General features: G+C 74.0%; 25 protein-coding genes. 14 read left to right on the top strand and 11 right to left on the bottom strand.

All coding sequences use genetic code 11. The features are described from left to right. Positions 1-105 precede the first annotated feature (105 nt). Positions 106-1230, top strand: coding sequence for a hypothetical protein (locus ACZ7KX_RS01140; RefSeq protein WP_470324645.1), 1125 nt, complete (start codon positions 106-108; stop codon positions 1228-1230). A gap of 53 nt (positions 1231-1283) precedes the next feature. Here ACZ7KX_RS01140 and ACZ7KX_RS01135 read toward each other — a convergent pair whose 3' ends face one another. After that, positions 1284-2528, bottom strand: a complete 1245-nt coding sequence (locus ACZ7KX_RS01135) for an RNA polymerase sigma factor (RefSeq protein WP_470324644.1) — start codon at positions 2526-2528, stop codon at positions 1284-1286. Next, the gene (locus ACZ7KX_RS01130) at positions 2525-2896 is read right to left on the bottom strand and encodes a YciI family protein (RefSeq protein ID WP_350522004.1); all 372 of its coding nucleotides are present in this window, start codon (positions 2894-2896) and stop codon (positions 2525-2527) included. The genes ACZ7KX_RS01135 and ACZ7KX_RS01130 overlap by 4 nt, the downstream gene beginning before the upstream one ends. A 387-nt stretch (positions 2897-3283) precedes the next feature. On the opposite strand from ACZ7KX_RS01130, the gene ACZ7KX_RS01125 reads away from it, so the two are divergent. Next, positions 3284-4189, top strand: coding sequence for a UTP--glucose-1-phosphate uridylyltransferase (locus tag ACZ7KX_RS01125; RefSeq protein ID WP_470324643.1), 906 nt, complete (start codon positions 3284-3286; stop codon positions 4187-4189). Between the two features lie 85 nt (positions 4190-4274). Continuing rightward, on the top strand, positions 4275-4688 hold the full coding sequence (locus tag ACZ7KX_RS01120) for an Imm7 family immunity protein (RefSeq protein ID WP_470324642.1): 414 nt from the start codon (positions 4275-4277) through the stop codon (positions 4686-4688). A gap of 92 nt (positions 4689-4780) precedes the next feature. On the opposite strand, the gene ACZ7KX_RS01115 is transcribed toward ACZ7KX_RS01120, so the two are convergent. Beyond that, the gene (locus ACZ7KX_RS01115; protein ID WP_470324641.1) at positions 4781-6130 is read right to left on the bottom strand and encodes an FAD-dependent monooxygenase; all 1350 of its coding nucleotides are present in this window, start codon (positions 6128-6130) and stop codon (positions 4781-4783) included. 208 nt (positions 6131-6338) lie between these two features. Between ACZ7KX_RS01115 and ACZ7KX_RS01110 the strand changes: the two genes are divergently transcribed. Beyond that, entirely contained in the window at positions 6339-7118 is a 780-nt protein-coding gene (locus tag ACZ7KX_RS01110; protein ID WP_470324640.1) for a DUF2625 family protein, read from the top strand. Positions 7119-7187: 69 nt separating this feature from the next. Then, positions 7188-7757 carry a hypothetical protein gene (locus tag ACZ7KX_RS01105; protein ID WP_470324639.1) on the top strand — a complete coding sequence of 190 codons (570 nt, stop codon included), beginning with the start codon at positions 7188-7190 and terminating at the stop codon, positions 7755-7757. A 484-nt stretch (positions 7758-8241) separates the two neighbouring features. On the opposite strand, the gene ACZ7KX_RS01100 is transcribed toward ACZ7KX_RS01105, so the two are convergent. The 3 genes from ACZ7KX_RS01100 to ACZ7KX_RS01090 form a co-directional block, all read right to left on the bottom strand. Beyond that, positions 8242-9381: a nucleotide disphospho-sugar-binding domain-containing protein gene (locus ACZ7KX_RS01100; RefSeq protein WP_470324638.1), complete on the bottom strand. Its 1140-nt coding sequence runs from the start codon at positions 9379-9381 to the stop codon at positions 8242-8244. A gap of 32 nt (positions 9382-9413) precedes the next feature. After that, positions 9414-10769 carry an ATP-grasp domain-containing protein gene (locus ACZ7KX_RS01095; protein WP_470324637.1) on the bottom strand — a complete coding sequence of 452 codons (1356 nt, stop codon included), beginning with the start codon at positions 10767-10769 and terminating at the stop codon, positions 9414-9416. A gap of 171 nt (positions 10770-10940) precedes the next feature. After that, entirely contained in the window at positions 10941-12977 is a 2037-nt protein-coding gene (locus ACZ7KX_RS01090) for a PEP/pyruvate-binding domain-containing protein (RefSeq protein ID WP_470324636.1), read from the bottom strand. A gap of 707 nt (positions 12978-13684) precedes the next feature. Here ACZ7KX_RS01090 and ACZ7KX_RS01085 point away from each other — a divergent pair. From ACZ7KX_RS01085 to ACZ7KX_RS01060, 6 genes are all read left to right on the top strand, one after another. Further along, positions 13685-14023 (top strand): hypothetical protein, encoded by a 339-nt coding sequence (locus ACZ7KX_RS01085; protein ID WP_470324635.1) that lies wholly within the window; start codon positions 13685-13687, stop codon positions 14021-14023. 10 nt (positions 14024-14033) lie between these two features. After that, positions 14034-14270, top strand: a complete 237-nt coding sequence (locus ACZ7KX_RS01080; RefSeq protein WP_470324634.1) for a hypothetical protein — start codon at positions 14034-14036, stop codon at positions 14268-14270. A 242-nt stretch (positions 14271-14512) separates the two neighbouring features. After that, positions 14513-15316: a glycerophosphodiester phosphodiesterase gene (locus ACZ7KX_RS01075; RefSeq protein WP_470324633.1), complete on the top strand. Its 804-nt coding sequence runs from the start codon at positions 14513-14515 to the stop codon at positions 15314-15316. Then, positions 15313-16740 (top strand): MFS transporter, encoded by a 1428-nt coding sequence (locus ACZ7KX_RS01070; protein ID WP_470324632.1) that lies wholly within the window; start codon positions 15313-15315, stop codon positions 16738-16740. The genes ACZ7KX_RS01075 and ACZ7KX_RS01070 overlap by 4 nt, the downstream gene beginning before the upstream one ends. A 291-nt stretch (positions 16741-17031) precedes the next feature. Then, entirely contained in the window at positions 17032-17922 is an 891-nt protein-coding gene (locus tag ACZ7KX_RS01065) for a DUF4253 domain-containing protein (protein WP_470324631.1), read from the top strand. Positions 17923-18090: 168 nt separating this feature from the next. Next, positions 18091-19461, top strand: coding sequence for an NUDIX hydrolase (locus ACZ7KX_RS01060; protein ID WP_470324630.1), 1371 nt, complete (start codon positions 18091-18093; stop codon positions 19459-19461). A 15-nt stretch (positions 19462-19476) separates the two neighbouring features. Here the strand turns inward: ACZ7KX_RS01060 and ACZ7KX_RS01055 are convergent, their stop codons facing one another. Then, on the bottom strand, positions 19477-19842 hold the full coding sequence (locus ACZ7KX_RS01055) for a hypothetical protein (RefSeq protein ID WP_470324629.1): 366 nt from the start codon (positions 19840-19842) through the stop codon (positions 19477-19479). A 470-nt stretch (positions 19843-20312) separates the two neighbouring features. Beyond that, a complete protein-coding gene (locus ACZ7KX_RS01050) occupies positions 20313-20933 on the bottom strand; it encodes a CGNR zinc finger domain-containing protein (protein WP_470324628.1) in 621 nt (206 codons plus the stop codon). Between the two features lie 86 nt (positions 20934-21019). Here ACZ7KX_RS01050 and ACZ7KX_RS01045 point away from each other — a divergent pair, with 86 nt between their 5' ends. After that, entirely contained in the window at positions 21020-22669 is a 1650-nt protein-coding gene (locus tag ACZ7KX_RS01045) for an FAD-dependent monooxygenase (protein WP_470324627.1), read from the top strand. A gap of 57 nt (positions 22670-22726) precedes the next feature. Here ACZ7KX_RS01045 and ACZ7KX_RS01040 read toward each other — a convergent pair whose 3' ends face one another. Then, entirely contained in the window at positions 22727-23155 is a 429-nt protein-coding gene (locus ACZ7KX_RS01040) for a hypothetical protein (protein ID WP_470324626.1), read from the bottom strand. A gap of 120 nt (positions 23156-23275) precedes the next feature. After that, complete coding sequence (locus ACZ7KX_RS01035; RefSeq protein WP_470324625.1) at positions 23276-23884, bottom strand: DJ-1/PfpI family protein; 609 nt, start codon at positions 23882-23884, stop codon at positions 23276-23278. A gap of 122 nt (positions 23885-24006) precedes the next feature. Here ACZ7KX_RS01035 and ACZ7KX_RS01030 point away from each other — a divergent pair, with 122 nt between their 5' ends. Together ACZ7KX_RS01030 and ACZ7KX_RS01025 are read left to right on the top strand one after the other, a co-directional pair. Further along, positions 24007-24651: a DUF6368 family protein gene (locus ACZ7KX_RS01030; protein ID WP_470324624.1), complete on the top strand. Its 645-nt coding sequence runs from the start codon at positions 24007-24009 to the stop codon at positions 24649-24651. A 68-nt stretch (positions 24652-24719) separates the two neighbouring features. Then, complete coding sequence (locus ACZ7KX_RS01025) at positions 24720-25244, top strand: DUF6879 family protein (protein WP_470324623.1); 525 nt, start codon at positions 24720-24722, stop codon at positions 25242-25244. A 27-nt stretch (positions 25245-25271) separates the two neighbouring features. Here the strand turns inward: ACZ7KX_RS01025 and ACZ7KX_RS01020 are convergent, their stop codons facing one another. After that, on the bottom strand, positions 25272-25754 hold the full coding sequence (locus ACZ7KX_RS01020) for an ATP-binding protein (RefSeq protein WP_470324622.1): 483 nt from the start codon (positions 25752-25754) through the stop codon (positions 25272-25274). Positions 25755-25896: the final 142 nt, after the last annotated feature.

Below are 25896 nucleotides of genomic sequence, written 5' to 3'. Positions count from 1 at the left end.
GCTCGGGACCGGCCGGGGTACGGATCGTAAAACCGCTTGCCAAGCGCGGAGTTCGGGTGCGACCATCGGCGCCGTGATCACGAGAATCGAGTCCACCGACCGCTGGTGAGCGCGGCGCCCGGGCCCCGGCCGCCCGACACCCGAACCGGCCTGTACGACCACGCGGTACGCCTGCACCGGCAGAACCCGAACGAGCCGCTGCCCCGCGACGGGAAGCCGTACCCCGACGACGGTCGACCACGCCCCGCTGCGCCCGACGACCTGCGGACGGCGGGCCTCCCGGTCGCCCGCGTCCTGGACGCGCACTTCGCCGAGCCGGCCGCCCGACCCGGCGCACTGGCCGACGCGTTCCGCGACCTCCACGTCCCGATCCACCGCAACGCGGACGTCGCCGCGGCCGCCCGCCGGTGCACCGACGCGTGGCGGGTCCGGCGGACCGGACGGTGGCTGGTGCGCCACGGCAGCGACGAGGGTGCCGTCGCCGTCGGGCTCGCGCTGCTCGCCGAAGCCGCCGCGCCGGACGACGGCCCGCTGATCCGGACGATCGGGCTGCTGTCCGGAACCTCCGGCCCGCTCGCGGCGCACGCACTCGAACGCCTCGACGGCGGAGCGGCGCACCTGCTCTGGCTGGCCGACCGGGTGGCCGGGTGGGGGCGGGTCCACGTCGTCGAGGCGCTCTGCCGGCTCGACGACCCGGCCACCCGCCCGTGGCTGCTGCGCCGGGCAGTCGACGGCGACTTCCTCAACGGCTACTTCGCGGGCAGGGCCGCCACGGCCGCCCGACTGCACGAGGTGCTCCCGGAGTTGGGGCGGGACCGCGAACTGCTGGACCACACCGGGCGGCTGCTGCAGATCATGACGCAGAGCGCCGGCATGGGAATGACCCTGCGCCACTACCCGCACTCCGCGGCCGTCCTGGCGGCCCACGCCCACCACGCGGGCGACCCGCCGCCCACCGTCGAGCGCTTCTGCGTCGTGGCCTCGCTGACGCTGCACCTGGCCACCGAATCCCCCGAGTACTCCGGCTGCACCCCCGCGCAGCTCGACGCGGTCCTCGCCGCCTACCTCGCGCTCCTCGACCGCGAGGACTGGTACGCGACGGCCCGCGCCGCCCTGGCCGGGCAGAACGAGTGGCTGCGGTGGTTCGCGGACTTCAGCCGCTCCCGGCTGCGCCTGCGGGTCTTCGAGGACTGGCCGCCGGCGACCGACGAGGCCGACGGGCCGGGCTGACGGCCGTCACCCCGGCCGGGGCGGGCGGACGGGCCGGACCGCCCGCCGAACGGTCAGACCTGCCGGACCCGCCCCGCGCGGTCCTCCAGGTAGCGCTGCTCCGCCAGGCTCGCGGTGGCCCGCGCGGCGCGGCGGTAGTGCTCGTACGCCCCGGCGCGGTCGCCGGCCTTCTCCAGCAGGTGCGCCCGCACGGACAGCAGCCGGTGGTGCCCGGCCATCCGGGCGTCGGCGTCCAGGGTGGCGAGGAGGGCCAGCCCGGCCTGCGGGCCCTCGACCTCGGACAGGGCGATGGCACGGTTGAGGGTGACCACCGGGTTGGGCGCGATCCGCTCCAGGATCAGGTAGAGGCCGTGCACCTGCCGCCAGTCGGTGTCCTCGGCGGTGTCCGCGTCGGCGTGGGTGGCGGCGATGGCGGCCTGCAGCTGGTACGGGCCGAGCGCCGGCCCGGCCAGCGCCGCCTTGACCAGCGCGGTGCCCTCGTCGATCAGCGCGCGGTCCCACGCCGTCCGGTCCTGCTCGTCCAGCGGGACGAGATCCCCGGCCGCGGTCGTCCGGGCGCTCCGCCGGGCGTCGGTCAGCAGCATCAGCGCCAGCAGCCCGGCCACCTCGCCGTCCCCGGGCAGCTGCGCGTGCACCGCCCTGGTCAGCCGGACGGCCTCGCGGGCGAGGTCCGGGCGGTCCAGCTCGCTGCCCGAGGACGCGGTGTAGCCCTCGTTGAAGATCAGGTAGAGCACGTGCAGGACGACCCGCAGCCGCTCCTCGCGCTCGGCGCCCGCGGGCGGCGCGAACGAGCTCCCGGCGGCCCGGATCCGCTGCTTGGCCCGGCTGATCCGGGCCGCCATCGTGGCCTCCGGCACCAGGAACGCACGGGCGATCTCGGCCGTGGTCAGCCCGCCGACCGCCCGCAGCGTCAGGGCGGTCCGGGAGGCGGCGGTCAACGCCGGGTGGCAGCACAGGAACAGCAGCAGCAGGGTGTCGTCGGTGTCCGGCACCCCCTCCGGCACCACCTCGGCGGCCGCCGTCGCCGACTCCCGCTCCCGGCGCGCCCGGTCGCTGCGCACCTGGTCGACCAGCCGCCGGGAGGCGACCGTCACCAGCCAGCCGCGCGGGTTGGCCGGCACCCCCTCGGACGGCCACTGCACGGCGGCGGCCAGGACGGCCTCCTGCACGGCGTCCTCGCACCCCTCGAACCGGCCGTACTTCCGCACCAGCGTGCCGAGGACCTGCGGCGTGAGCCCACGCAGCAGGTCCCCGGTGTCCCGGTTGCGTTCGTCGTCCTCGTTGCCCGTAGCCGTCATGCCTCCAAGTTTCCGTCGGAGAACATCACCTGCCGCACCTCGACGCCCAGGCCCGCGATCCGGGTGTCCGGGATCCGGGCCGCCAGCTCGATCGCGCGCGCCCTGTCCTCGCAGTCGACCAGGTAGAAGCCGCCCAGGAACTCCTTGGCCTCCAGGAACGGGCCGTCCGTCACCACCGGCTGCCCGTTGCGGACGGTCACCACGGCGGCCTGCGACGGGTCGACCAGCGCCTGCGTGAGGATCAGCTCGCCGGACTCCTTCACCTCCTCGATGAACCTGCCGTGCCCGGCGCCGATCGCCGCCTTCTCCTCGTCGGTCAGCGCGTCCAGCACAGCCGGGTTGATGTGCAGGCTGATCAGGAACTTCATCTCGTGACTCCCTCGGGTGTGCGGGCCCCGGCGGGGCCGCTCCGACCGGTGGTCGGAGCGGGCGCCGCCGTCTTGACGTCCTCCGCCGGAACTCTCCCACGGACTTCCCGCGATCCCGCCGCACCGCCGCATACGCGCCCGTGCCCGCGCCCCGGCGGCCCGGTGGCCCGGTGGCCCGGCGGCAAGGCGCCCCGGGGCGAGCAGGCGCACGCGCCGCCGGCGCCCCGGTGAACGGTCGACGAATTCTTGATCCACGACCCCAACTCCCCAGCAGGTCAACGGAAACAATCACACCGGAAGCCTTGGTAGCGTGACGTCACCGCGACCTCGTGCAGGCACCTGCACCGCACCCGCGCGCCGCACCACCGTCGAGACGAGAGAGGGCACATGGCCCCCAGGACGATCCGCCGAGCCGTCATCCCCGCCGCCGGACTCGGATCCCGCCTCCTGCCGCTGACCAAGGCCACGCCGAAGGAGATGCTGCCGGTCGGCGACAAGCCGGTGATCGAACACACCGTGCGCGAGCTGATCGAGAGCGGCATCACCGACATCACCATCGTCGTCAACGGCGACAAGGGCATGATCCAGGAGCACTTCCGCCCCAACCCCGTCCTCGTCGACCAGTTGCGCCGCGACGGCAAGGCGGCCTTCGCGGACGCGGTCGAGGAGGTCGGCGAGCTGTCCCGTCGCGGCCACATCAGCTACCTCTACCAGCACGGCCCGTACGGCAACGGCACGCCGGTGCTCAACGCCGCCCGCCACCTCGGCGACGACCCCTGCCTGGTGCTGTGGCCCGACGACGTGTTCGTGGCCGAGGTCCCCCGCGCGCAGCAGCTGATCCGGGCGTACGAGCAGACGAACGCGCCGGTCCTGGCGCTGATGCCGATGGCCCCCGAGGACTCCTACCGCTACGGCGTGCCGGTGGTGAAGGAGGACCTCGGCGGCGGCTCGCTCCGGATCACCGGGCTGGTCGAGAAGCCGAAGCCCGTCGACGCGCCCTCCGCGTACGCGGCCATCGGCGGCTACGTCATCACCCCCGGCATCGTCGACGAACTGCGCGAACTCACCCGCCGCTGGCACGAGAAGCCGGAGGACGAGGTCTACCTCACCGACGCCATCAACGCCTACGCCGCACGCCGCGCCGTCTACGGCCAGGTCATCGACGGCACCTGGTACGACACCGGCAACCCCGCCGCCTACCTCCGCGCCCAGTTCGCCGCCGCCCTCGCCAACCCCGAGTACGGCCCCGACCTGCGCAGGCTCGCCGCCGAACTCGCCCCGGCCGCCGGCTGACCGCACACGGCCGGGGGCCGGTCGGCGACGGCCGCCGGCGATGAGCCCAGCGAGCGGCGGCCGCCGGTCGGTAGGCTGCCGAGCCGTGTTCGAGTACCACGGGTGGATCAACGTCCTGGAGACGGCCGAAGCCGAGGCCGAGGCCGACGACACGGGCCTCGTCGAGGCCCGCCTGCGGGAGATCGCCGGGGGCATCCGGCGCCGGATCGACGAGATCGCCACCCCGTACCTCCTGGACCTGCGGTGGATGAACGGTTCGCTCTTCCTCCACCTCGCCGGCCACCCGAACCACCGGGATCCGGAGATCGTCGACTTCTTCCGCGAGGTCGGCGAGCGCGCGCCCGGCTCGTACGGCCTGCTGCACGTCCGCGACGACGAGGACCACCCCCACGAGAACGACGTCCGCGTCCTCAGGATGGTCCGAGGCCGGGTCACCGAGCACACCGAGCCGCTGCTGTCACCGTGCATCCCGGTGCTGGAGGACCCGTTCGAGGGCTGAGCGCCCCCTGGCCGCGCCGCCCCGACCGCGCCGCCCGCCCCGGCCGGCCGGTCCTGCCGGTCGGTCGGGGCCCGCTCCTCGGTGACGCGCCCTCAGTAGTCGGGCAGGTCGAAGACGGTGGCGGCACGGAAGGCCGCCTCCGTCTCCGGGCCGGGACGGTCGAGGCCGGGCCCGGCCGTGGCGCCGGGGGCTTCGGCGTCCTCCTCCGGGCCGGCGGTCGCGGCGTCGATGCCGTAGACCCTGGTGGTCAGCTCCAGGATGGCCTGGTTGGCCGCGACGTGGTCACGCAGCCGCTTCTCGTAGGCGGGGAAGGCGCGCCGGTGGTCGCCGTCCGCCGCGTGCAGCTCCCCGGCCAGGACGTAGGCCGCGGTCAGGGCCACGCTGGTGCCCTGGCCGGTGAACGGGGAGCAGCAGTACCCGGCGTCGCCGAGCAGGACGACGCGGTCGTTGGACCAGTGCTCCATCCGGATCTGGGCGACGACGTCGTAGTGGAAGGCGTCCGTCTCCCACATCCCCCGGAGGAAGCGCGGCATCTCCCAGCCCATCCCGGCGCAGCGCTCGGCGACCAGCCGGCGCTGGGCGGTGCGGTCCCGGGGCAGCATGCGTTCCAGCGGCTCGTCGGTGGCGAAGCCGACGAAGACCCGCAGTTCGGTGTTGTCGCGGACGGTCATCACCAGGCTGCTCCAGCCGGTGTCGGCCTGCTGGACGATCTCCCAGCGGTCCAGGCCGAGGTGATTGGGGACGCTCCAGCCGGCGATGTAGGTGCCGATGGAGTGCAGGTAGTCGGCCTCGGGGCCGAAGACGAGCCGGCGGGTGTTCGAGTGCAGGCCGTCGGCGCCCACGACGAGGTCGAACGACTGCTCGGTACCGCTGCGGAACCGGACCTGCACGCCGTCCCCGTACTGGACGAGGGTGTCGATCGAGTCGTCGAACCGGTACTCCACGCCCGGCCCGGCCGCTCCCGCGATCAGCTCCGCGAGCTCGTCGCGCAGGATCTCCACGTCGGGACCGCCGACCTCGCCGCCACTGGCCGTCCACTCGGTGGTGCGGCTCAGTTCGCGGCCGTCCGCGTCGACCACGGACATCCCGCGCAGGCCGGTCCTGCGGGCCCGGACCTCCGCCAGCAGGCCCATGCGCTCGACGACGTCCAGGGCGTTGCCACGGATGTCCACCGCCTGACCGCCGCCGCGCAGCGCCCGGGCGCGCTCGACCACGGTGACGCGGAAGCCGTAGCGCTGCAGCCAGTAGGCGAGGGCGGTGCCGGCGATCCCGGCGCCGGAGACCAGGACCGAGGTCGGGCGGGCGCTGCCGCCGTCGGGCCCGGGGCTGATCGGCTCGGCGTGGCCGGGCTCGCGGTGGCCGGGCTCGCGGTGGCCGGGCTCGCGGTGGCCGGGCTCGGTGTTGCCGGCTTCGGTGTTGCTCGTCCGGTTGTTGCTCGACACGGTGGACCTCCCGTGGGTCGGTGGTGCTGGTGTGGACCAGCCTGCGGCGGGCCGCCCACAGCACACGAACAGACCGCTCACAGCACCGACATGCCACCGGCAGGGCACTGACGGGGCGCTGACAGGGCGTCGTCGGCCGCGCCGTCGGCCAGCCGCGCGTCGGCCACCCGCCCGGCGGTGCGGCCGGCCGCGGTGCGATCATCCTCGGATGCGCGCGATCGACGAACTGACCGAGGTGGACGATCCGGCCTGGCCCGAGCTGGCGGCGGTGGTCGCGGCGAGCCCCGTCCCCGCCCGTGTGCTGCCCGCCGACCGCGACGAGGGACGCCGCTGCCTGCTGCAGCTGCAGGTCACCGCGCGCTCCGTGCTCGGCGCGCTGATGCTGCACACCGGCGGGTTGCTGCTGGACCACGGCTGGGTGCGCGTCTTCGGCGGCGGCGCCCCGGCGGCGGGCGGCGGCCCGGCGGAGAACGGCGGTGCAGCGCAGAACGGCGGCGCGGCGAACGGCGGCCTGCCCAGCCTCGGGCGGGTCAACCGCTTCCCCACCACGTTCGACCCCGCCTGGCACCCCGCCACCGGCCTGGTCGTCGGCCACGACGCCGTCGGCGGTGTCTTCGCACTCAACGGCCACGACCCGGCCGCCGGCGGCCGCCCGGGGATACCGGGACAGATCACCTACTTCGCCCCCGACACCCTGGAGTGGGAGGCCCTGGACATGGGCCACTCCGCATGGGTCTCCTGGCTCCTCTCGGGCGGCACGGAGGCGTTCTACGACGGGCTGCGCTGGCCCGGCTGGCGCGCGGAGGCCGAGGAACTCGCGCTCTCCCAGGGCATCACGGTGTTTCCGTTCCTGTGGTCCGAGGAGGCGCACGCGGACCTCTCCGGCACGGCTCGCCGGGCCGTGCCGATGCGCGAAGTCCTCGGGGTCGCAGCCGACTTCGCGCGGCAGCTGGGCGCCGCCGACCCCGGGTTCCTCGGCGCGGTGTAGAGCGACCCGGGCCATCGGATGGCGTAGTACTTCTCGCGCCGCCCTTGGGGGTTGAGAAGACTGACGAGCGTGTCCTCCACCGTGAACGCCGGAACCTCCCGCCCCGAGCGGGCCCTTGTCGGCGCGCTGCGGGCGAGGGCCGCGCGCGGCGCGCTCACCGCCGAAGCCGTGGTCCTCGCCCAGGGGCGCCTCCAGGAGCCGTGCCCCTGGCCGGCCGGCATGCCCCGGCGGGGCAACGGCGGCGCCTGCTTCCCCAACGCCTGGCGCGTCGCCCGCAGATCGCCCGCCCTGGCGTACGTAGAGGGCTACGTGATCGAGGACGACGGCACGGTGACCCACCACGCCTGGTGCGCCGACGAGCACGGCCGCGCCCTCGACCCGACCTGGCCCGACGGACGCGCCCGCGCCTACGCGGGAGTCGCCATGGTCCTGCCCTGGGTGGCCGCCGTCCGTCGGCGCACCTGCACGCAGACTCGCTTCCCCGGTGTGCTGGACCCTGCCGTCCAGCACACCAGGGACGCCGACCGGGTCCTGACCTACGGCGTCCCGGCGGGGGCGCTCCTCCTGCTCGGCCGCGACCTGCCGGAAGGCGCGCCGCCCCACCCGGGCGACGCCCGACAGCCCGACCTGGTCGCCTGAACCGCCCACCGGTCGCCCGCCCCGGACCCCCGTGACTGCGACCGCCGACTGAGCGCCGGGCCGGGCTACCGGGCGGTCCTCCAGGACGATGGCCCGCCGCGCTCGTCCGGTCCGGTTCGAGGTGCCACTCCACCTCGCAGGTCGAGCCAGGGGCGACGGCGAACAGCTCCGGGCCCGCGTCGGTCACCGTGAAGGGGAAGTCGGGAGCTCCGGGCCGAGCCGGGCCGGGTGTCGGGGGCTCCGCGTCCAAGTCCGCCGTGAAGCCCCGTGTTTCGAGCGCTGCCGGCGTCTCCACGCGGAGAACCGGCGGTCGCGCCGGTCGCCGCGAGTCGACCACGGGCCGCATCCGGCGCAGCACGACCGCCCGCGCCGTGAGCCCCTCGTGGGGAAGCCGCCCGCCGGGGGCCGGTACCGGGACCGTCTCCGGGGCCTTCGGCGAAGCGCTCGGCGGGGGCTGCGGGTTCGCGGCCCCCGTCGGCCGGCCTCAGCCGCCGAGTGCTCCGAGACCGAGGAGGTGCTCGGCCACCTCGGTCGGGCTCGGCATCGCCGCGAGCTCGGCGCTGACCTCGCGGGCGGCCGCGGCCGGGCCGGGGTCGGTGAGCAGGCGCTCCAGCAGGGCCGGGCCGATCTCCTCGGCGCCCGCGCTGAGGCCGGCGCCGCGGTCGCGGACCGCGTGGGCGTTGATGAAGCGGTCGGAGCCGTCGGGCAGGGCGAGTTGCGGGATGCCCGCGTCCAGGGCGGCGAGTGCGGTGCCGCTGCCGCCGTGGTGGATCGCGGCGGCGCAGGTGTCCAGCAGGGCCCGCCAGGGCACCCAGCCGTACGCGTGGACGTTGTCCGGCAGGGTGCCGAGCGTGCCGAGGTCGAGTTCGCCGGTGGCGAGGACGAAGTCGGCGTCGACCTCGGCGGCGGCCGCGATCACCCGCTCGATCCTGGTCAGGCCGTCGGTCTTGGGCGGCACGGTGCCCAGGGTGACCGCCACCCGCGGGCGGTGGGCGGGGGCGGCCAGGGGCTCGGGCAGGGCGCCTTCGCCGTTGTAGGCGACGGGCCGCAGGGTGCGGCCGTACCGCTCGGTGCCGGCCATGCTCGGCGGGGCGACGTCGAGGGTCTCGGCCGGCTCGGGCAGCCGGTCGATCCCGTGCCGGGCGAAGGTGTCCGCCATCTCGGTGAGCATCAGTTCGCGCAGCCCGGGGGTGCGGACGAATCCGAGGTCGTGCTGGACGGCGGGCACGCCGAGGGTGGTCGCCGCGAGGAGGGCCACCGGGAACAGGTACTCGTACACCACCAGGTCCGGCCGCCACTGCGCGGCGAGTTCGACGGTGGCGTCGGCCACCGTGCTGTTGACGTGCGCGGCCAGCGGGACGAAGGCCTCGCGGTCGGCCGCGTTGGTCTCGACGACCCGCCGCATCAGGTCGGGCCGCCGGGTGCGGCCGGCCTCGCGGATCTCCAGGCGCCAGTCCACGCCGGGGGCGAGCGGCAGGTACGGCAGCCCGGACGCGGCGACCGCCTCGCCGCCGTCCATCGAGGCCACCGCGACCTCGTGGCCGAGCCCGCGCACCGCCCGGGCGAGCGGAACCAGCGGGAAGAGATGGCCGACGCCGGGTGCGCCGGCGAACAGTACACGCATCGAAGTACCTCGGTGGTCGGGTGGGGCGGGGGTCAGCCGGCGGCGCGGTGCAGGGCGGCTTCCAGGCCGTTCAGCACCGCGTTGCAGTCGCGCTGCAGGGTGTCGGCGTCGACGGCGCTCAGCAGGTAGACCCCGAGCCAGTTGCGCGACCCGGCGTTCGGGTCGAAGGCGGGCACCGGCTGTCCGGCCGGCATGGCGAAACCGGGGACGGCCTCGATGGTGCTGCCCGGGGACAGCAGGCTCTGCCAGTCCACGGCCTGCGGGTCCCAGACCGGGCGGGTGCGCCAGGGCACGCCGAACGCGTCGGCCGGGACGACGGCCACCGAGGCGGCCGCCCGGACCCCGTCGGTGAGCATGGCCCCGGGGTAGTCGACGCGCTCGCCCAGCAACTGCCGGACCAGCATGCCGATCGGGTCGAGCCCGAAGACCTCGTGGACCTGCCGGGTCGTCAGCAGACCGCCGAACCGGGCCGCGGTCTCGATGACCACCAGCTCGCCGTCCTTCATCAGCTTGAGCTCGGTGTGGGTGCCGCAGTTCTCCAGCCCGAGCGCGTCGACGGCCTGCCGCGAGACCTCCTCGATCCGGCGCTGCAGGGGCACCGCCATGACGGAGGGCGAGGTGCTGGCCACTTCGACGAAGGACGGGACGGTCGGCAGCTTGGCGGTGATGGCGAGCGGACGGTAGACGCCGTCGGCGACGATCCCCTCCACGCTCACGTAGTCGCCGTAGCCGGGCTCCTCGTACCAGCCGTCGGTGGAGCCCTGGGCGATCTCCTCGACCAGCCGGTCCCGGTCGGTGTCGGGGGCGTAGAGCTCGTTCATGCCGACCTTGCTGCCGGCCTGCAGGCCGCGCTCGATCTCGTCCCACGCCGGCGCGGCGTCCTCGGCCCGCTCCAGCACGATCTGGGCGACCGAGCCGGCGCCCCAGGCCGGCTTGAGCAGCAGCGGGGGCGTGAACTCGGCGAGGGCGGCGTCCAGGTCGGCGAGGCTGTCGACCCGGCGGAAGCCGGGGATCGGCACCCCGGCGGCGGCCCACGCCTCCCGCATCAGCCGCTTGTCCCGGGCGCGGACGATCCCTTCGCCCGCGCCGGCCAGGCCGAGCCGGCTCGCGGCGTGCGCGACGGCGAGCACCGCGAACTCGGAGAGCGTGAGCACCGCGTCGGCCCCGATGGCCTTCGCGTACTCCACGATCAGCTCGACCAGGTCGTCGCCGCGCGGCGCCTCGGGGACCGTTTCGATGCTGGTGCAGCTGGGGCGCCACACCTCCTCGGCGGCGGTGGGCAGCGGCGCCAGCGCGAGGACGTGCAGTTCGCCGCAGGCGGCGATGCGCGGGAAGGCGTAGTCGAGCGGGGCTCCGCCCTTGACGTAGACGTACAGGATCCGGTTCAACGTGCTCTCTCCTGAGGGAAGTTCACTGGCCCGAGGGTGTTCGCCCCGGGCGGGCGCCCGGCCTGGGCGCTCGGCCCGCGGGGTGCCCCGCCGTGCGGCGGGCAGCCGCGTGGGCCCGCGCCGACGGCACGGCCGCGTCGTTCGCGGCCGTGCCGTCGCGGGCGGCCGGCGTCAGCCGGCGGTGCGGAAGGGGCGCAGCTGCAGCAGGCTCACCCGGTCGCCCTCGATGGCCCACTCGATGTCGACCGGGGCGGCGTAGCTCTCGTCGGGCGAGAAGTGCGACTGCAGCAGCCGGCTGATCAGGGCCAGTCGGCCCACCAGCTGCTTGGTCGTGGCGTCCAGGTCGGCGGTGGCGGTGCCGAGCGAGACCGTGCGGCTGCCGCCCTCCATGGTGTTGCACAGGTACTGGAGGGGGGCTCCCTCGCCGGTGACCACCTCGGTGACCGAGCGCGGCGAGATGTTGAGGTAGACGCTGCGGAAGTCCTGCGGGCTCAGCGGGTTGCAGGTGACCAGGACGCCGCCGACGGTGGCGCCGACCTGCTCCTGGACGACCACGCCCATGCGGCAGTGGTCCAGCGGGATGCCCGCCTGGTGCCGCAGCTGCACGGCGCGCGGCGACAGCAGCGAGGCCCACACCTCCCGGACCGCCTCGACGACCGCGTCCGTGCCGCTGACGTGCGCCACCGACTCGTAGAGTCCCGCGGCGGAGAAGCCCGACAGGTCCTCGGCGTTGGAGGAGCTGCGGACGACCAGCTCGGCCGCGCCGTACAGGTGCCGGTCGAGCGCCCGGTCGATCTCGGCGCGGACCGGGTCGGGCAGCGGGGCGGTGCGGATCAGCCGCTGCGCTTCGAGGCAGGCTCCGGCGGTCCCCGTGCTCTCCGCGGTCCCGTCCCGGAGCGCGGTGTCGAGCCGGTCGAGGGCGTCCCGGAGCTCCGTCGAGGAGTCCAGGAACCGCTGCTGGAGGGAGAACGGCAGCACGATCCCGCGCGGCACGTGGGCGTGCTCCTTCACCAGGCGCTGCGCGGCGTCGGCCAGCTCGGTGTCGTCCGCGTCCTGCGGGAGGCCGAGTTGACGGGCGAGGTAGCGCAGCAGGTTGTCCCGGGGCGGCCGCGGCACGCGGTAGAAGCCGAGCCAGCGCGGCGAGCCGTGCTGCAGCAGGTGGGCGAGCTCGCCGAGGTTGGCGGCCTTGGTGCCGAACCGGACGTGGTCGCCCGCGCGCAGTTCGGTCAGCGGGGTGACGGGGGTGGGCGTGAGGTCGGGCCGGTCCACGGTGACGCGTTCGGCCCGCGGCGCCGGCTCCGGCCGGTCGCCGTCGTGGCGCGGCGGCGCGGCTTCCAGCCGGAAGTCGCCGGCGTCGGCGTCGACCCGGTAGCGGACCCACCGGCCGGCCAGCCCGGCCTCCTCGATCCGGTCGGCGGCTCCGATGCGGACCGCGTTGGGTATCCGCCACCCGGTGGCCATCACGTTGATGTGGGAGAGCGGGGTGGTGTGCTCGGTGTGGATGAGGCCGGACACCCGCGGGACGTCCTCGGGCACCCGGGGCATCACCACGATGTCGTGCCACTGGAGCGGCTCGGGGTCGGCCCGGTACTCCTCCTCCGAGCGGAACACCCGCAGCCGCCCGTGGGCCTCCCCGGGGTTCAGGGGGACGAACGCGGCGGTGGAGTACAGCTCGTGGGCCAGGACGCGCGGTATCTCGTCCTCCGGGATCGCGGCGACGTACGCCTCCTGCCGGTGGTTGGCCGGCTTGAGGACGAGCGGCAGCGCGGGGTCGATGTGGGCGCGCACCCGGTGGTAGAAGGAGCGCAGCATGTCCTGGGACATGGTGTCGACGTCGACGGTCTCCAGCGAGAGGAAGGGGCCTTCCGCTCGCCCGCCCTCGTCGGTGCCGCTGCGGTCGTGCAGGGCGAGGGTGCCGAGATAGAAACGGCGGTCGGGATTCCGGTAGACGTCGTCGTTGAACGCGTCGAGCTCTCGGGCGAGTTCGTCGATCGACATGCCGAGTACGTCGCACGCGATGTAGCGGACGTGGAGTGTTCCGTCCGCACTGTCGATGAAGTGGAGCACCGACTCGGCGCGGTCGAGCACGATTTTCACATAGGGGTAGCCGCCGACGTTGCCGGCGAGCTGGGAGAACTCCTGGATGGTGAGCGTTTCGCCGGTGAGGCGGGGCCGCGTGGTCGCTTCGTTGCGATCCGAACGGGTCATGCGCACAGTTCAGCCATTCGTCATCGTGTACACGATCGGTGTGCACCAGGTCAGAAGTTGGTACGGCTACACACACACTGCCATCGATTCCGAACATCTGACGAATATTCAGGCGACATCAGGCCACTGCGGATTGTTTCGGCCATGAACACGGGCTGCGGCAAAGCGCGCGGCACGCCGTTCCGTGACGGGGATCACAGGAGGTCGGTGCCCGATCGACCCGGCCGCTTGAAATACGCCTGAAATGTTGATTCCTGCACGACCCGCGCGAAGTGCCACCCGTCCACCCGCACCCGGAAGCGGAACCTCCCGATCGATTCGATGTCATGTTCACAAAAACCGTCGTCGGTACGAAAGAATCGACACCGGAACCCCGCTCCGAGGGGACGCCGACGCACCCGGCCCGGCTGCACCATCTGCCCCCATCCGCCCCATCCACCTCATTCGCCCCATCCATCCCGTCCGCCCCCCGGCCGATTTCCGGCCCCGCCGGTCACGGGGGGATCACCGAGCAGTCGACGCATTCATTTCCGGGCACGGAAATACATGACCACGAGTGACGGGCCGCCGGTGAATTGACCGACGGTGACGATTCCGGCGAACACATGGATCGTATACATCCCGGACATTCGGACCTACACTGGAATCAGTTCGTGCCGCCCTTCCGGGAATTACGGCCCCCGGCCGGTGGATGGAGGTGCGCCGCCGTGGCGACGATACAGATGTCAGGGCCCTACTACTACGACGTGACGCAGTGGCTGGGAGCAGGGGGCCTCCCCTCCCGGCAGACCGTGAACTTCTGGGTCGGCTCGTTCGACCAGGTCAACGGCTGCGTGGTGGTCACCGGCACGCCGGACACCCTGCAGCCCATCGGAACCGCCCAGCAGCGGACCGCCCTGTGGGTGCAGGACATGTCCGTCGAGAACGTCCCCACGGTCCACGGGGACCTCACGACCCACGAGTTCTACATCTGGGCGACGTACTTCAACAGCAGTGCGAATTCCATCCGGTATTTCACCGCCTGGATCGCCTTCATCATCCCCTGAGGGGGCGACGATGCTCTTGACAGTGATCCACGACCGGAGCGGGAACATCCTCGGCACGGTGGCCCACCCTCCGGGGACACCGGCCTCCGGACCGGCGCTGAAGCCCGGTCAGTACGTCGCGGACATCGACGCGCCGGAGATCTCGGCGGACCTCGAACCGCCTGCGGTCTTCGAACGCCTGGCCCGGGTGGCCGAGGAACACCGCGTCGAGCTGCGGGACGGGGAGGCGCACCTGGTCCGGCGGTGAGGCCGGACGCAACAGGAAGGGTGGAGCAGGAAGTCGGTCCGTCCGACTTCCTGCTCCGCCCTTCCTGCTCGACGCGTCCTGCCCGAGTGCTCCCGCCCGCCGATCGGCGTGACCGCATTACCGCTTGACAGAGTGCGTAATACTGTAACGCGCGAGGTCGGGCGCGGTCCGGGACGGCGTCGGAGCGGGCGGTGCGGCTCCCTCCCCGCGCGGCTTCCTCCCCCAGCAGCTCGGAGCACGACATGCACGCCTTCCTCGACCATCCGGGGCCGCTGGCCTTCGCGCACCGGGGCGGCGACCTCGGGCACCCCGAGAACTCGCTCAGGGCCTTCGAGGCCGCCGTCGCGCTCGGGTACCGCTACCTGGAGACGGACGTGCACACCACCCGGGACGGCGTGCTGGTGGCGTTCCACGACTCCCACCTCGACCGGGTCACCGACCGCACGGGCGCCGTGGCGGAGCTGCCCTGGGAGAACGTCAGGCAGGCCCGGATCGGGGGCACCGAGCCCGTGCCGCTGCTGGAGGACCTGCTCGGCGCGTTCCCCGAAGCCCGCTTCAACATCGACGTCAAGGCGGCCTCGGCCGTCGCCCCGCTGGTCGAGGCGGTCCGCCGGACCGGCGCCTGGGACCGGGTCTGCGTCGGCGGCTTCTCCGACAGCCGGCTGGCCGCCGTCCGCGCCGCCGCGGGCCCCCGGCTGGCCACCTCGCTCGGCCCGCGCGAGGTGGCCCGGCTGCGGCTGCGCTCGCTGGCCGGGCCGCTGCTGCCGGGGCGCGGGGCACCGTTCGCCGGTTTGTGCGCCCAGGTGCCGGAGCGCCACATGGGCGTGCGGGTGGTCGACCGGGCCCTCCTCCGGGCCGCCCACCGCCTCGGCCTGCAGGTCCACGTCTGGACTGTGGACGATCCCACACGGATCAGGGCTCTCCTCGACCTCGGTGTGGATGGCATCATGGCCGATCGCATCGACGTCCTGCGGGACGTCCTGGGCGAGCGCGGCTGCTGGACGGACGGCAGTACCGGCTCCAGCACGGTGATGGGAACCCCATGAGCACCACGAACTCCGCGACGCACCTTCCGGACGACCCCCCGACCGGGCCGGCGCCCGACCCGGCACCCGCCGACGGCCGGGCCCTGGAGCGGATACGGTTCGGCTGGTACGTCAACGACTGGGCCAACGCCGCCTTCTCCGCCAGCGTCCTGACGGTGTTCCTCGGGCCGTACCTGACCTCGGTGGCCAAGGATGCCGCCGACGCGGCCGGCGACGTCCACCCGCTCGGCCTGTCGATCCGCGCGGGCTCGTTCTTCCCGTACACCGTCTCCTTCTCCGTGCTGATCTCGGTCGCGGTGATGCTGCTGACCGGCACCGTCGCGGACCGCACCGGGCGGCACAAGGAACTGATGTGCGGCTTCGCGTACGTCGGCGCGCTCGCCACGATGGGGATGTTCTTCCTCGACGGCGACCGCTACCTGCTCGGCGGCGCCCTGCTGGTCGTCGCCAACATCTCGTACGCGGTCTCGGTCGCGCTCTCCTACGCCTACCTCCCGGGCCTGGCCTCCGCCGACGAGCGCGACGCGATCTCCTCCAAGGGCTGGGCGTACGGCTACGCGGGCGGCGGACTGCTGCTGATCGCCAGCCTCGCGCTCTTCCAGGGCCACGAGGCGCTCGGCGTGACCTCCGGCACCGCCGTACGGATCTGCCTGGCCTCGGCCGGCCTGTGGTGGGCGCTGTTCACGATCGTCCCGCTGCTGCGGCTGCCCTCCCGGGCCGGCGCGGTGTCCGGCCGCGCCGCGGCCGACCGGGCCGCCGACCGGCCCGCCGACCGGCCCGCCTCCGGCAGCCTGCGGGAACTCGGCCGCACCCTGAAGGGCATGCGCAAGCACCCGCTCACGCTGCTCTACCTCGGCGCCTTCCTCTGCTACAACGACGGCATCCAGACCGTCGTCTCCCAGGCTTCGCTCTTCGGCAGCGAGGAACTCGGCATGGAGCAGGGCGCGCTGGTCACCGCCGTGCTCATCGTCCAGATCGTGGCGATCGGCGGTGCCCTGATGCTCGGCCGGATCGCCCAGCGGTACGGCGCCAAGCGGACCATCCTCGGCTCCCTGGTCGGCTGGGTGGTCACCCTCGCCCTCGGCTACTTCATGCCCGCCCACCAGCCCGTCTGGTTCTACGGCCTGGCCGCCATGATCGGCCTGGTGCTGGGCGGCAGCCAGGCGCTCTCCCGCTCGCTGTTCTCCCACCTCATCCCGCCCGGGCGGGAGGCCGAGTACTTCAGCCTCTACAAGGTGAGCGACCGCGGCACCAGCTGGATGGGCCCGCTGGTCTTCGGCCTCGCGTACCAGCTCACCGGCAGCTACCGGTCGGCGATCATCTCGCTGCTGGTGTTCTTCGTGATCGGCTTCGCCGTGCTGGCGAAGGTCCCCGTCCGCCGTGCCATCGAGGCCGTCGGGAACCCGGTGCCCGAGCGGATCTGACGGACGGGGCCCTGCCGACTCCCGCCGGTCGGGAGGCCGCGGGGCCCGTTCCGCCCGGGCGGCAGGGGCGTCGACGCAGCGGGCAGTACGGGCGGCACAGGCAGCACGTCGGCCGGACCGTGCGCCGGCACCGGCGACTCACCGGGGAGTGGCTGCCGCTGGATACCCGTGTGCGGCACCGACAGGACCCCCTGTGGACAGTCCCGATCGCGGCGTCCGGTCGGCCCCGCGGGATCCTCGCCCGGAGGCCGCCGTGCGGGCACTGTCCGACCCGGCCCCTACCGTGGGAACATGATCGATCGCCCCCCGGTGCCCGTCGGCCTCCGTCCGCTGTTCCCCGACGGCGCCGTGCAGGCCGCCCTGTCCACGCCCCTGCCGCCGGGCCGCCTGATCGTTCCGGCCGGGGGCGACGGCCACGGCGGCGACGCCCCGGTCATGTGGCTGAGCGACGGGCCGGCGCCCGCCGGGCTGTGGGAGGAACTGCAGCGGGAGCACCCGCGGTCGGGGCTGTGGCCGCTGCTGCTGACCCGTCGGGCCGGCGACCAGGAGTTCCGGCCCTGGGCCACCGGCGAACTCCACCCGGCCCGGGCGGACGTGCTCGACTCCCACGACCCCGCCGCCCTCCTGCAGGGCTGGTGGACCTCCGAGGCCGAGTTCCCGGTGGACGACCCGGAGGAGGCCGAGGATCGCCGGCGGATCCTGGAGCCGTTCGGGGTCGACTGGCCGGGCCTGGCCACCGCCCCGCACCCGGCGGAGGACGACCCCGAGGACGACGACCAAGAGGACGACGCCCCGGAGGGCCCGGATGCGGCGGCCGCCGCCGTGGCGCGCTGGCTGCTGCGGCACGACCCCGGGCTGCGGATCGGGCTCGTCCGCGCCGGCAGCGGCGCCGAGGCACTGGCCGTCTGCGGCTGGACGGCGGCCGGCAACCACGACCCCGGTGAGCTCGCCGCCGTCCTGCGGAGCTGGGAGCGGCGGTTCGGCGCCCGGGTCGTCGAAGTCGGCCCGGACGGGCTGCGGTTGAGCACCACGGCGCAGCCGGACGACCTGGACGAGGCGATGCCGATCGCGGCCGAGCACCTCGCGTTCTGCCCCGACAACGTCTTCCAGGGCACCGAGAGCCTGGTCGACTACGCGCAGGAGCTGCTCCTGGAGAACTGCTGGTCCTTCTGGTGGGACTGACGGCGCCTGCGGGTGATCAGCGGCGCAGGGGCCACGCGGGCCGATCGCGGAACGTCGTGGTGATCCGTTGCGTCCCGCACCGGGGTGGGTAGGGCACGGGCTGGACACCGGCACCGGCACCGGCACCGGCACCGGCACCGACACCGACCCGGCGGAAGGCTGCACACCGTGATCGACTACGACCTCCTGGCCCGTACCGCGCTCGCCCTGGGCTTCGAGCGGCTGTCCGTCGGCGTGGTCGTCCTCGACGCCTCCGGGCGGGTGCTGATGCTGCGCCGCCGCGAGGACGACGCGCTGCCCGGGCTCTGGGACTACCCGGCCGGCGGGCTGGAACCCGGGGAGGGCGTGCAGGCGGGCGCGCTCCGCGAGCTGTCCGAGGAGGCCGGCATCACGGTGGCCGCCGACGGCCTGGAGTACCTGCGGTCACTGGACTTCGTCGACGCCGCGGGCCGCCGGTTCCGCCACTTCGTGTTCACCGCCACCGTGCCCGACGGCACCCCCGTGGCGCTCACCGAGCACGACCGCTTCGTGTGGGCGGAGCTCGACGACCCGCCGCCGACCAGCGACGGCTACCGCGAGGTGCTCGACTTCGTCCGGCGGCACCGGGCGGTGCCGGGCTGGCGGCCGATCAGCCGGTACGTCGGGGGGATCGCCCTGTCCAACCTGTACGGGGCGTTCTACTTCACGGACTCGGCCGGGCGGGCGCTGTGCCTGCGCAACGCCCTCGACCCGGAGCGCTGGCAGTTCCCGGGCGGCGACACCGATCCGGGCGAGTCCCCGTGGGACACCGCGCTGCGCGAGGCCCGGGAGGAGCTCGGCCTGGACCTCGCGGTCGAGAATCCCGGGATCGTCGCCCGCCAACAGCTGCTCGCCGTGGTGCACTTCTCCCCCGGCGCCTACTGGCCGCTGCACCAGGTCGGCCACGTCTTCTGGGGCGGACGGCTCGACGACGAGCAGCTGGGCCGGATCCGGCTCTCCTCCGAGCACACCGAGTGGGCGACCCGGAGCCTGCACGACTGGCACTCCGTCATGCGGCCCGCCGACTACCGCCGGCTGATGCTGGTCGACCGCGCCCGGCGCTCCGACCTCACGCTCTTCGGCGAGCGGCCGGCGACGGGCGCCGTCGACGAGCACGGCATCGCACGGGACTTCGAGGGCGTGATGACGTTCGTGACCAGTCCGGACGGCGGGCGCCTGCTGCTGAACCTGCGCGACGACGTGCCCGGCATCGCCCACCCCGGGCTCTGGACCCCGATCGGCGGTTGGCGCGAGGGCCGGGAGAGCGCGTACGAGGCCGGGGCGCGGGAGGTGCTGGAGGAGGCCGGCATCCGGGTCGAGGGGCTGCGCGCCGTGCCCGGCCCCCGGCACCCCGAGATCCACGAGTCCACCGTCGTGCTCCACGGGACGTACGCAGGACCGGAGTCCGACCTCGTCCTCGGGGAGGGCCGGGCCGTCCGCATGGTCCCCCTCGACGGGATCCGCGACCTCCGGACCCCGCCGTACCTGGCGCACTACCTGGCCCGGATCGGGGGCAACTGAGCCGCGGGCGGGGCGTCAGCAGCCGATGTAGCGCATCGCCACGCTGGTGAAGTACCGGCCCGAGGGCGCGTAGAGGGTGACGGCACGGGACTTGCCCTTGCCACCCGCCCAGTCGCTGTCCACGTAGCCCCCGCCGGACAGGTTGCCGCGCACGAACGGACAGCGGCCGTCGGCCTTGGTGTCGTGCACCGTCCCGACGACCTTGGTGTTGTTGTTGCACCACTTCCCGTTCGCGTAGCCCTCGGCGGAGCTGATGCTCCAGTTCTGGGTGCAGGAGTCGGCGGCCGGAGCGGCGTGGGCGCCCGTGGCCGGGAACAGCAGCGAGGCGAGCGTCAGGGCGGCGACGACGGCTCCGGGGACGGCGGGGCGGCGCAGGGGCATGGCGGTACCTCCAGGCAGGGTGCGAACGGTGGGCGGTGCGCGTCGGCAGCGGCCCCGGGACGCACGGCAGGTCCCACCGGCCACCCGCCGGACGGCACTCGCCCCGACGGTCCACCGAGCCTGACGTACCCGAACGACCACCGTCAACGGCGCCGCCGGGTGCCCGGCGGGGCCCGGCGCCCCACGGGCACCGGGACGGCCGGTCCGCCCCGTGCGCCCGACCTGAACCGCGGAAGCGGCACCCGCACGTCGGTCGTTCACGCGAACGCCGACCGGGTGTTCGACGATCGCGGGTGCGGCCGGCCGGCACCGGCTCCGCGCCCGGCTGTCGGACCCTGCCGATCGGCAGGTGTCGCGGGCCTGCGGACTGCGGGAATGTGCCGATCGGCAACTGCCGGACGACGGCGTCGATGCGGAACGCTGGGGGACACCGGAAGCCGCCGAGGGAGCGGCCGGGAAGGAGATCCCCGTCATGACTGACCGTGTCCGGTGCCCGGACCCTGTCGGGACGCACTGCCTGACGCTTCGCCGGACTCCGCTGCCCGCTGGGCGCGGTGGGTGGCGACGCGGACGCGGGTGGCGCAGCGGGGGGTGCAGTAGCGCTGGGGGGTGCGACGGCCGGTGTCGATGAAGAAGCGGCCGCAGCCGGGGGCCGCGCACCGGCCCCAGGCGCAGGTGCCGCGTTCGCTGAGCCAGAGGCCGAGGGCGAGGGCGGCGGTGGAGAGCAGCCAGTGGGTGAGGCCTGCGTCGGCGGGGGCCCGGGTGTGCAGGGACCAGGGGCGGCCCGGGAGGCGGACGAGACGGGGGCTGGCGGGGTGACGGTCGAGCAGGGTGTTGATCGCCTCGGCGGCCCGGTCGGGGTCGTCGGTGTCGAGGATGGCGATCACGTGGGCGGTGGCGTCGCGCAGTTCGCGGGCGTCGGCATCGGTGAGCCGGAACGGCGGGCCGCCGTGGCGTTCCAGGAGCGCCTGGAGATCGGCGGCGCTCGCGGCGGGGTCCTCGCGGACGGTGTTGGCGAGTTCGGCGAGGAAGTGGAGGCCGCGGGGGTTGCCGTCGCCGGGGTCCTGGGCCGCGGGCTTGCTCTGCGCCATGGGTCGCCTTCTTCGTCTCGGGTGGTCACCTGCCCACCATGGTAACGTCAAATTGAATCAATGAGCGTTACGAAGGGGTGGGTGCCATGCGATTCCCGGAGACGACGTCCGTCCTGATCGTCGGCGGGGGGCCGGTCGGGCTCACGCTGTCGGTCCTGCTGTCCGGGTACGGCGTGCCGCACCTGCTGGTCGAGGCACACCCGGGCACCTCGCACCACCCCAAGGCGCGGGGGGTGTCCGCACGTTCGATGGAGATCTTCCGGCGGTGCGGCCTGGAGGAGGAGATCCGTCGGGCCGGGCTGCCGGCCTCGCAGGTGTCCTTCTACCGCGGCCGCGACCTGGTCGACCCGGACTTCGTCCGCACCGGTGTCTCCGGGCAGGAGGGCGGCGTCGAACGCACTCCCTCCCCGGGGCTGATCTGCTCCCAGGACGCCCTGGAGCCCGTCCTGTTGCGGCGGGCCCGCGAACTCGCCCCGGACGGCGTCCGGTTCGCCACCCGCCTGGTCGCCTTCGCCGAACACGGCGGCGGCGCAAGCGCGGACGGCCCGCCCGAGGGCGGCGTTCACGCCACCGTGGAGGACGGCACCACCGGCGAGCGGCACACCGTGCGCGCCGACTGGCTGGTCGGCTGCGACGGCGCGGCGAGCACCGTCCGCGAGGGGGTCGGGATCGCCGTGGAGGGGCCGACCGGTCTCGGTCACTACCTCAGCGTCCGCTTCGAGGCGCCCTTCGGTGAGGTCGTCGCCGACCGCGCCAGCGCCTCCTACTTCCTCACCCCGCCGGGCCGCGGCGGCTTCCTCGCCGTCGACAACGACCGGCACTGGATCTACCAGTACCCGTACGACCCGGCACACGAGGACGTCGCCCGGCTGGTCGCGGACGGGCCGCGGCTGGCCGAACTGGTCCGGGACGCCGCCGGGCTGCCGGACCTGCCGGTCGCCGTCCGCTCCACCATGACCTGGCGGATGGACGCCCGCCTCGCCTCCGCCTACCGCCGCTCCCGGGTGCTGCTCGCGGGCGACGCCGCCCATACGGTGCCCCCGACCGGCGGGCACGGCATGAACACCGGCCTCGGCGACGCGGACAACCTGGCATGGAAGCTCGCCGCGGTCGTCGCCGGGACGGCGGGCGAGGCACTGCTGGACAGCTACGAGGCCGAACGCCGACCGGTGGCCCGGCAGGTCATCGACATCTCGCTCGCCAACTCCCGGGCGCGGAGCGGCTACCGGATCGACGACGAGCTGCTGCTGACCGCGGCCTACCGGTCGACCGCCGTCCTGGACACCGTGCCAGACCCGACCGACCCCACCGACTCGACCTCCCCGGACGACCCGACCGCCACGGTCCGGCCGGCGCTGGACCCCGAGCACACGCACCCCCTCGGCGCACCCGGCACCCGGCTCCCCCACCTGCGCCTGGCCGGCCCGACCGGGCCCGCCTCCACCCTGGACCTCGTCGGCCCCGGCTTCACCCTGCTGGCGCCCGCCGCCACGGAGCCGGCGTGGCGGTCGCAGGCGGACACCGCCGCCGGGGCCGGCCTGCCCGTCGCCGTCCGTCCGCTGCCGCCCGCCCTGCTCGGGGAGGACTCGCCGGCCGGAGCCGTACTCGTCCGCCCCGACGGTCACATCGCCTGGCGGGCACCGCACCGGCCCGCCGACGAGACGCACCTGCTCACCACCCTGCGGCAGATCCTGTCGGCAGGACGGAGCCGGTCGGCAGGTGTGACCCGCCCCTGAGAACGCCTCCGGGACGCAACGGTGGACGCCCCGCCGGCTCAGCCCGCCAAGCCCGCTTCAGCCCGCCGCCGGTTCCTCCCTCCGGCGGTTCCACCGCCGGTCCTCCGCCTCCCGCTGGGCCGCCAGGGAGGGGTAGCCGTCGACGGCCTCGGCCGGGCGGCCCAGCCGGATCAGGAGGTGCGCCAGGTCGTGCGGGGCGCCGTACTCGGCGGAGCCGCGCAGCAGTTCGACGGCCTCCTCCGGCCGGCCGTCACGCTCCAGCAGGAACGCGATCGTGGTGTCCTCCCGCTCCCCGGCGTCCTCCGCCGGGAGGGCGTCGATCTCCGCGATGGCCTCGCGGGCCCGCCCGCGCGCAGAACCACTCCCCCGCTCCCGGGCCGCCCGCACCAGCAGCTCCGACTGCCCGCCCGCCAGCAGGGCCTCCACCATCAGCGGCGTGACACCAGCGCGGTGGGCGGCCTGCCAGTCAAGGTCCTCGATGTCCACGTCGACAGCCTACGGAGCACCGATGACAGGGGCCCGGGGCCGTCCGCCCCGCCCCGGGATCCTCAGGGCAGGGATCGTCAGGGCAGGGGCCGTCAGGGCAGGGCCGTCAGGGCAGGGCCGTCAGGGCAGGGCGGCCTCGCCCGTCCGGACGGCGCGCAGGGCGCGATCGACGGTCTGCTGCTTCTCGCCGACCGGAGCCACGTAGTCGACGACGCCGCGCGCGGCGTCCTCCCCGAGCATGCGGGTGATCACCCAGGTGGCGAGGTACTGGGAGGCCAGGCAACCGCCAGCCGTGGCGATGTTCCCCTCCGCGTGGAACGGCGCGTCCAGCACGGTGACACCGCGGGCTTCCACGAAGGGCCGGCTCGTGAGGTCCGTGCAGGCGGGCATGCCGTCGAGCAGCCCGAGCCGGGCCAGCACCAGTGCGCCGGAGCACTGCGCCCCGATCAGCTGGCGCGCCGGATCGAGCACCAGCCGGGAGACCAGCCGGTCGTCGGCGACCACGTCCCGCGTCTTCACCCCGCTGCCGATCAGCACGACGTCGGCGTCGGTCACGAACTCCATCGGGCGCTGCCCGGTCACCTCGACGCCGTTCATCGAGGTGACCACCGGAGTCGGCGTCGTGAGGAAGGCCTCCAGGCCGTCCGCACGGCACCGGTTGATCAGGGCGGAGGCGATGAAGCTGTCGAGCTCGTTGAACCCGTCGAAGGTGACCACGGCTACCTGCATCAGAACTCCTCACGGACGGGACGCCGACGCCCCAGTCTCCCCGGCGGCATCGTTCCCCGTCGAGGACCGACCGGCTCGAATAGCGCTCGCACCCGCCGAACTCGCTCCCCTATGCTCCCCGCATGTCCGGACCGACCTTGGTGATCGATCTCGCCGAACCCCTCTCTCCTACTGTGCTGGGGGAGTTCCGCGAGCTGGTGGCGGGGCTCTCCTCCCACTTCGAGGAGAAGCGCCCCGGGTACTACGACGTCCACGTGCCCGCGGAGCGACTGGGTGTCGAGGACACCCGGGACGCGGAGCGACAGCACCAGTGCCCCCTGCCGCTGCTCGGCGGGCTGCAGCCCGCGGACGAACGGCTCACCGCCCTGGTGGGCTTCGACCCGCAACGCGAGGACCGGCGCCGGCCGTTCCACCTCTACCTGATGGGGGCGGGCGCCGGGGACGACGACATCTTCGCGGGCGAGCACGCGGACGAGGACACCGACGCGATCGCGGCCGTGCTCGGCGGCCCGCCGGTACAGGCCGTCAACATCAGCGCCGGCTGCAACGGCCGGATCGACCACGTGGCCACGGCCCTGCTGACCGCGGCCGTCCTCGACGTCATCGGCGGCGTGGGCAAGGCCGAACTGGCGGACGGCCAGCAGGCGGTGACCGCCGGGCTGCCCGGCCTGCTCGGCGTCACCGACGACGGCTGGGACACCGCCCTGGTCACGGCGGAGTTCCTGCGGGCCTGGGTGGAGCGGCCGGGGTTCCGGCTGGTCAAGTAGCGGTGGTGCCCTCGGGAGCAATGGCCGTACGGTTCACGGGAATCGACCGGCATCGAGGAAGGCTTGTGATGACGCAGAGCGCACCGGACTTCGCCGAGCTGCTGAGGGGCGCCGAACGCTCCGCCGTGCACCTGGAGATGCGCGACAGCTACGCGGTCGGCGACGAGGTCGAGTCCTTCGAGCGGTTCCGGAGGACCGGCGAGGTCGACAACGACCCGACGGCGTCGTTCTGGCCCGCCTGGATCCCCCTCGTGGAGGACGCGATCTCCCGGGGTGTCGTCATGCGCCGCGCCCGCATCGTCTCGGAGCCGGTCACCGACTACATCCGCTACGAGCACGCCGTCACCCCGGTCAACCTCGCCGCCGGCGAGCAGGTCCGCTGGCTCCCCCGGAGCCGGGCCTCGACCATCGCCCTCCCGGGCAACGACTTCTGGCTGATCGACCGACGCCTGGTGCTGTTCCACTGGTTCACCGGCGACGGGGACTGGGCGGGCCACGCCTTCACCGAGGACGCGGCCGCGGTCACCCTCTGCGCCACGGCGTTCGAGGCCGTCTGGGCGGCCGGCATCCCGCACGAGGAGTTCGCCGTCTGACCCCGTGGGCCCAAGCCCGTGAGGCCGTCACGCCACCGGCTGGAGGGGGCGGAGTTCGCCCGCCGTGCCCCATCCGTGGGCAGTGGCGCTCGGCGTCTCGCAGGGCTCCAGGAACTCGAACCAGACGACCTTGCCCGCTCCCGCCGGGTGCCAGCCCCACGCGTCGGCCAACGCCTCGACGAGGATCAGCCCTCGCCCGCCGGTCGCCTCCGGATCCGCCCCGGAGCGTTCGAAGGCCGGCTCGGGATCCGACACCTCCACCCGCAGCCGCCCGCCCACGCGGCGGACGGTCACCGCACAGCGCGCCTTCGCATGCTCCATGGCGTTGGCGATCACCTCGCTCGCACAGAGTTCGAGATCCCGCAGCGATCGGGCGAGAAGGGGAACGCCCCAGGCCCGGACGATGTCCAGCACCAACCTCCGCGCCGGCGGGACCGCTTCGCCACCCGGCTGGACATCCCACTCCAGCGGCACCGGAAACCGAGCGGTCCTGAGCGGGCTGACGATCATGTTCCACCCCACTGCTCCTCCTTACAGGGCACGGGCAAGCAGCCGAGGCCCGCACCTGTTCCGACCTCCACTCAACTCCCGTTCATGACCAGCGGGAAGTGAAAGACAGGGCTGGCACAGGCACCTCCGGAGGGAAATTTTG

This window comes from Kitasatospora sp. NPDC038210, from assembly GCF_055600605.1.
The sequence above is the reverse complement of the archived record's forward strand: the minus strand, read 5'-3'. Positions and strand labels throughout refer to the sequence as shown.

What these genes read in the sequence shown, in the direction of transcription:
- ACZ7KX_RS01135 (WP_470324644.1), bottom strand. Translation starts at nt 2,528, where the DNA reads ATGACGGCTACGGGCAACGAGGACGACGAACGCAACCGGGACACCGGG.
- ACZ7KX_RS01130 (WP_350522004.1), bottom strand. Translation starts at nt 2,896, where the DNA reads ATGAAGTTCCTGATCAGCCTGCACATCAACCCGGCTGTGCTGGACGCG.
- ACZ7KX_RS01125 (WP_470324643.1), top strand. Translation starts at nt 3,284, where the DNA reads ATGGCCCCCAGGACGATCCGCCGAGCCGTCATCCCCGCCGCCGGACTC.
- ACZ7KX_RS01110 (WP_470324640.1), top strand. Translation starts at nt 6,339, where the DNA reads ATGCGCGCGATCGACGAACTGACCGAGGTGGACGATCCGGCCTGGCCC.
- ACZ7KX_RS01100 (WP_470324638.1), bottom strand. Translation starts at nt 9,381, where the DNA reads ATGCGTGTACTGTTCGCCGGCGCACCCGGCGTCGGCCATCTCTTCCCG.
- ACZ7KX_RS01090 (WP_470324636.1), bottom strand. Translation starts at nt 12,977, where the DNA reads ATGACCCGTTCGGATCGCAACGAAGCGACCACGCGGCCCCGCCTCACC.
- ACZ7KX_RS01080 (WP_470324634.1), top strand. Translation starts at nt 14,034, where the DNA reads ATGCTCTTGACAGTGATCCACGACCGGAGCGGGAACATCCTCGGCACG.
- ACZ7KX_RS01075 (WP_470324633.1), top strand. Translation starts at nt 14,513, where the DNA reads ATGCACGCCTTCCTCGACCATCCGGGGCCGCTGGCCTTCGCGCACCGG.
- ACZ7KX_RS01070 (WP_470324632.1), top strand. Translation starts at nt 15,313, where the DNA reads ATGAGCACCACGAACTCCGCGACGCACCTTCCGGACGACCCCCCGACC.
- ACZ7KX_RS01065 (WP_470324631.1), top strand. Translation starts at nt 17,032, where the DNA reads ATGATCGATCGCCCCCCGGTGCCCGTCGGCCTCCGTCCGCTGTTCCCC.
- ACZ7KX_RS01055 (WP_470324629.1), bottom strand. Translation starts at nt 19,842, where the DNA reads ATGCCCCTGCGCCGCCCCGCCGTCCCCGGAGCCGTCGTCGCCGCCCTG.
- ACZ7KX_RS01050 (WP_470324628.1), bottom strand. Translation starts at nt 20,933, where the DNA reads ATGGCGCAGAGCAAGCCCGCGGCCCAGGACCCCGGCGACGGCAACCCC.
- ACZ7KX_RS01045 (WP_470324627.1), top strand. Translation starts at nt 21,020, where the DNA reads ATGCGATTCCCGGAGACGACGTCCGTCCTGATCGTCGGCGGGGGGCCG.
- ACZ7KX_RS01035 (WP_470324625.1), bottom strand. Translation starts at nt 23,884, where the DNA reads ATGCAGGTAGCCGTGGTCACCTTCGACGGGTTCAACGAGCTCGACAGC.
- ACZ7KX_RS01030 (WP_470324624.1), top strand. Translation starts at nt 24,007, where the DNA reads ATGTCCGGACCGACCTTGGTGATCGATCTCGCCGAACCCCTCTCTCCT.
- ACZ7KX_RS01025 (WP_470324623.1), top strand. Translation starts at nt 24,720, where the DNA reads ATGACGCAGAGCGCACCGGACTTCGCCGAGCTGCTGAGGGGCGCCGAA.
- ACZ7KX_RS01020 (WP_470324622.1), bottom strand. Translation starts at nt 25,754, where the DNA reads ATGATCGTCAGCCCGCTCAGGACCGCTCGGTTTCCGGTGCCGCTGGAG.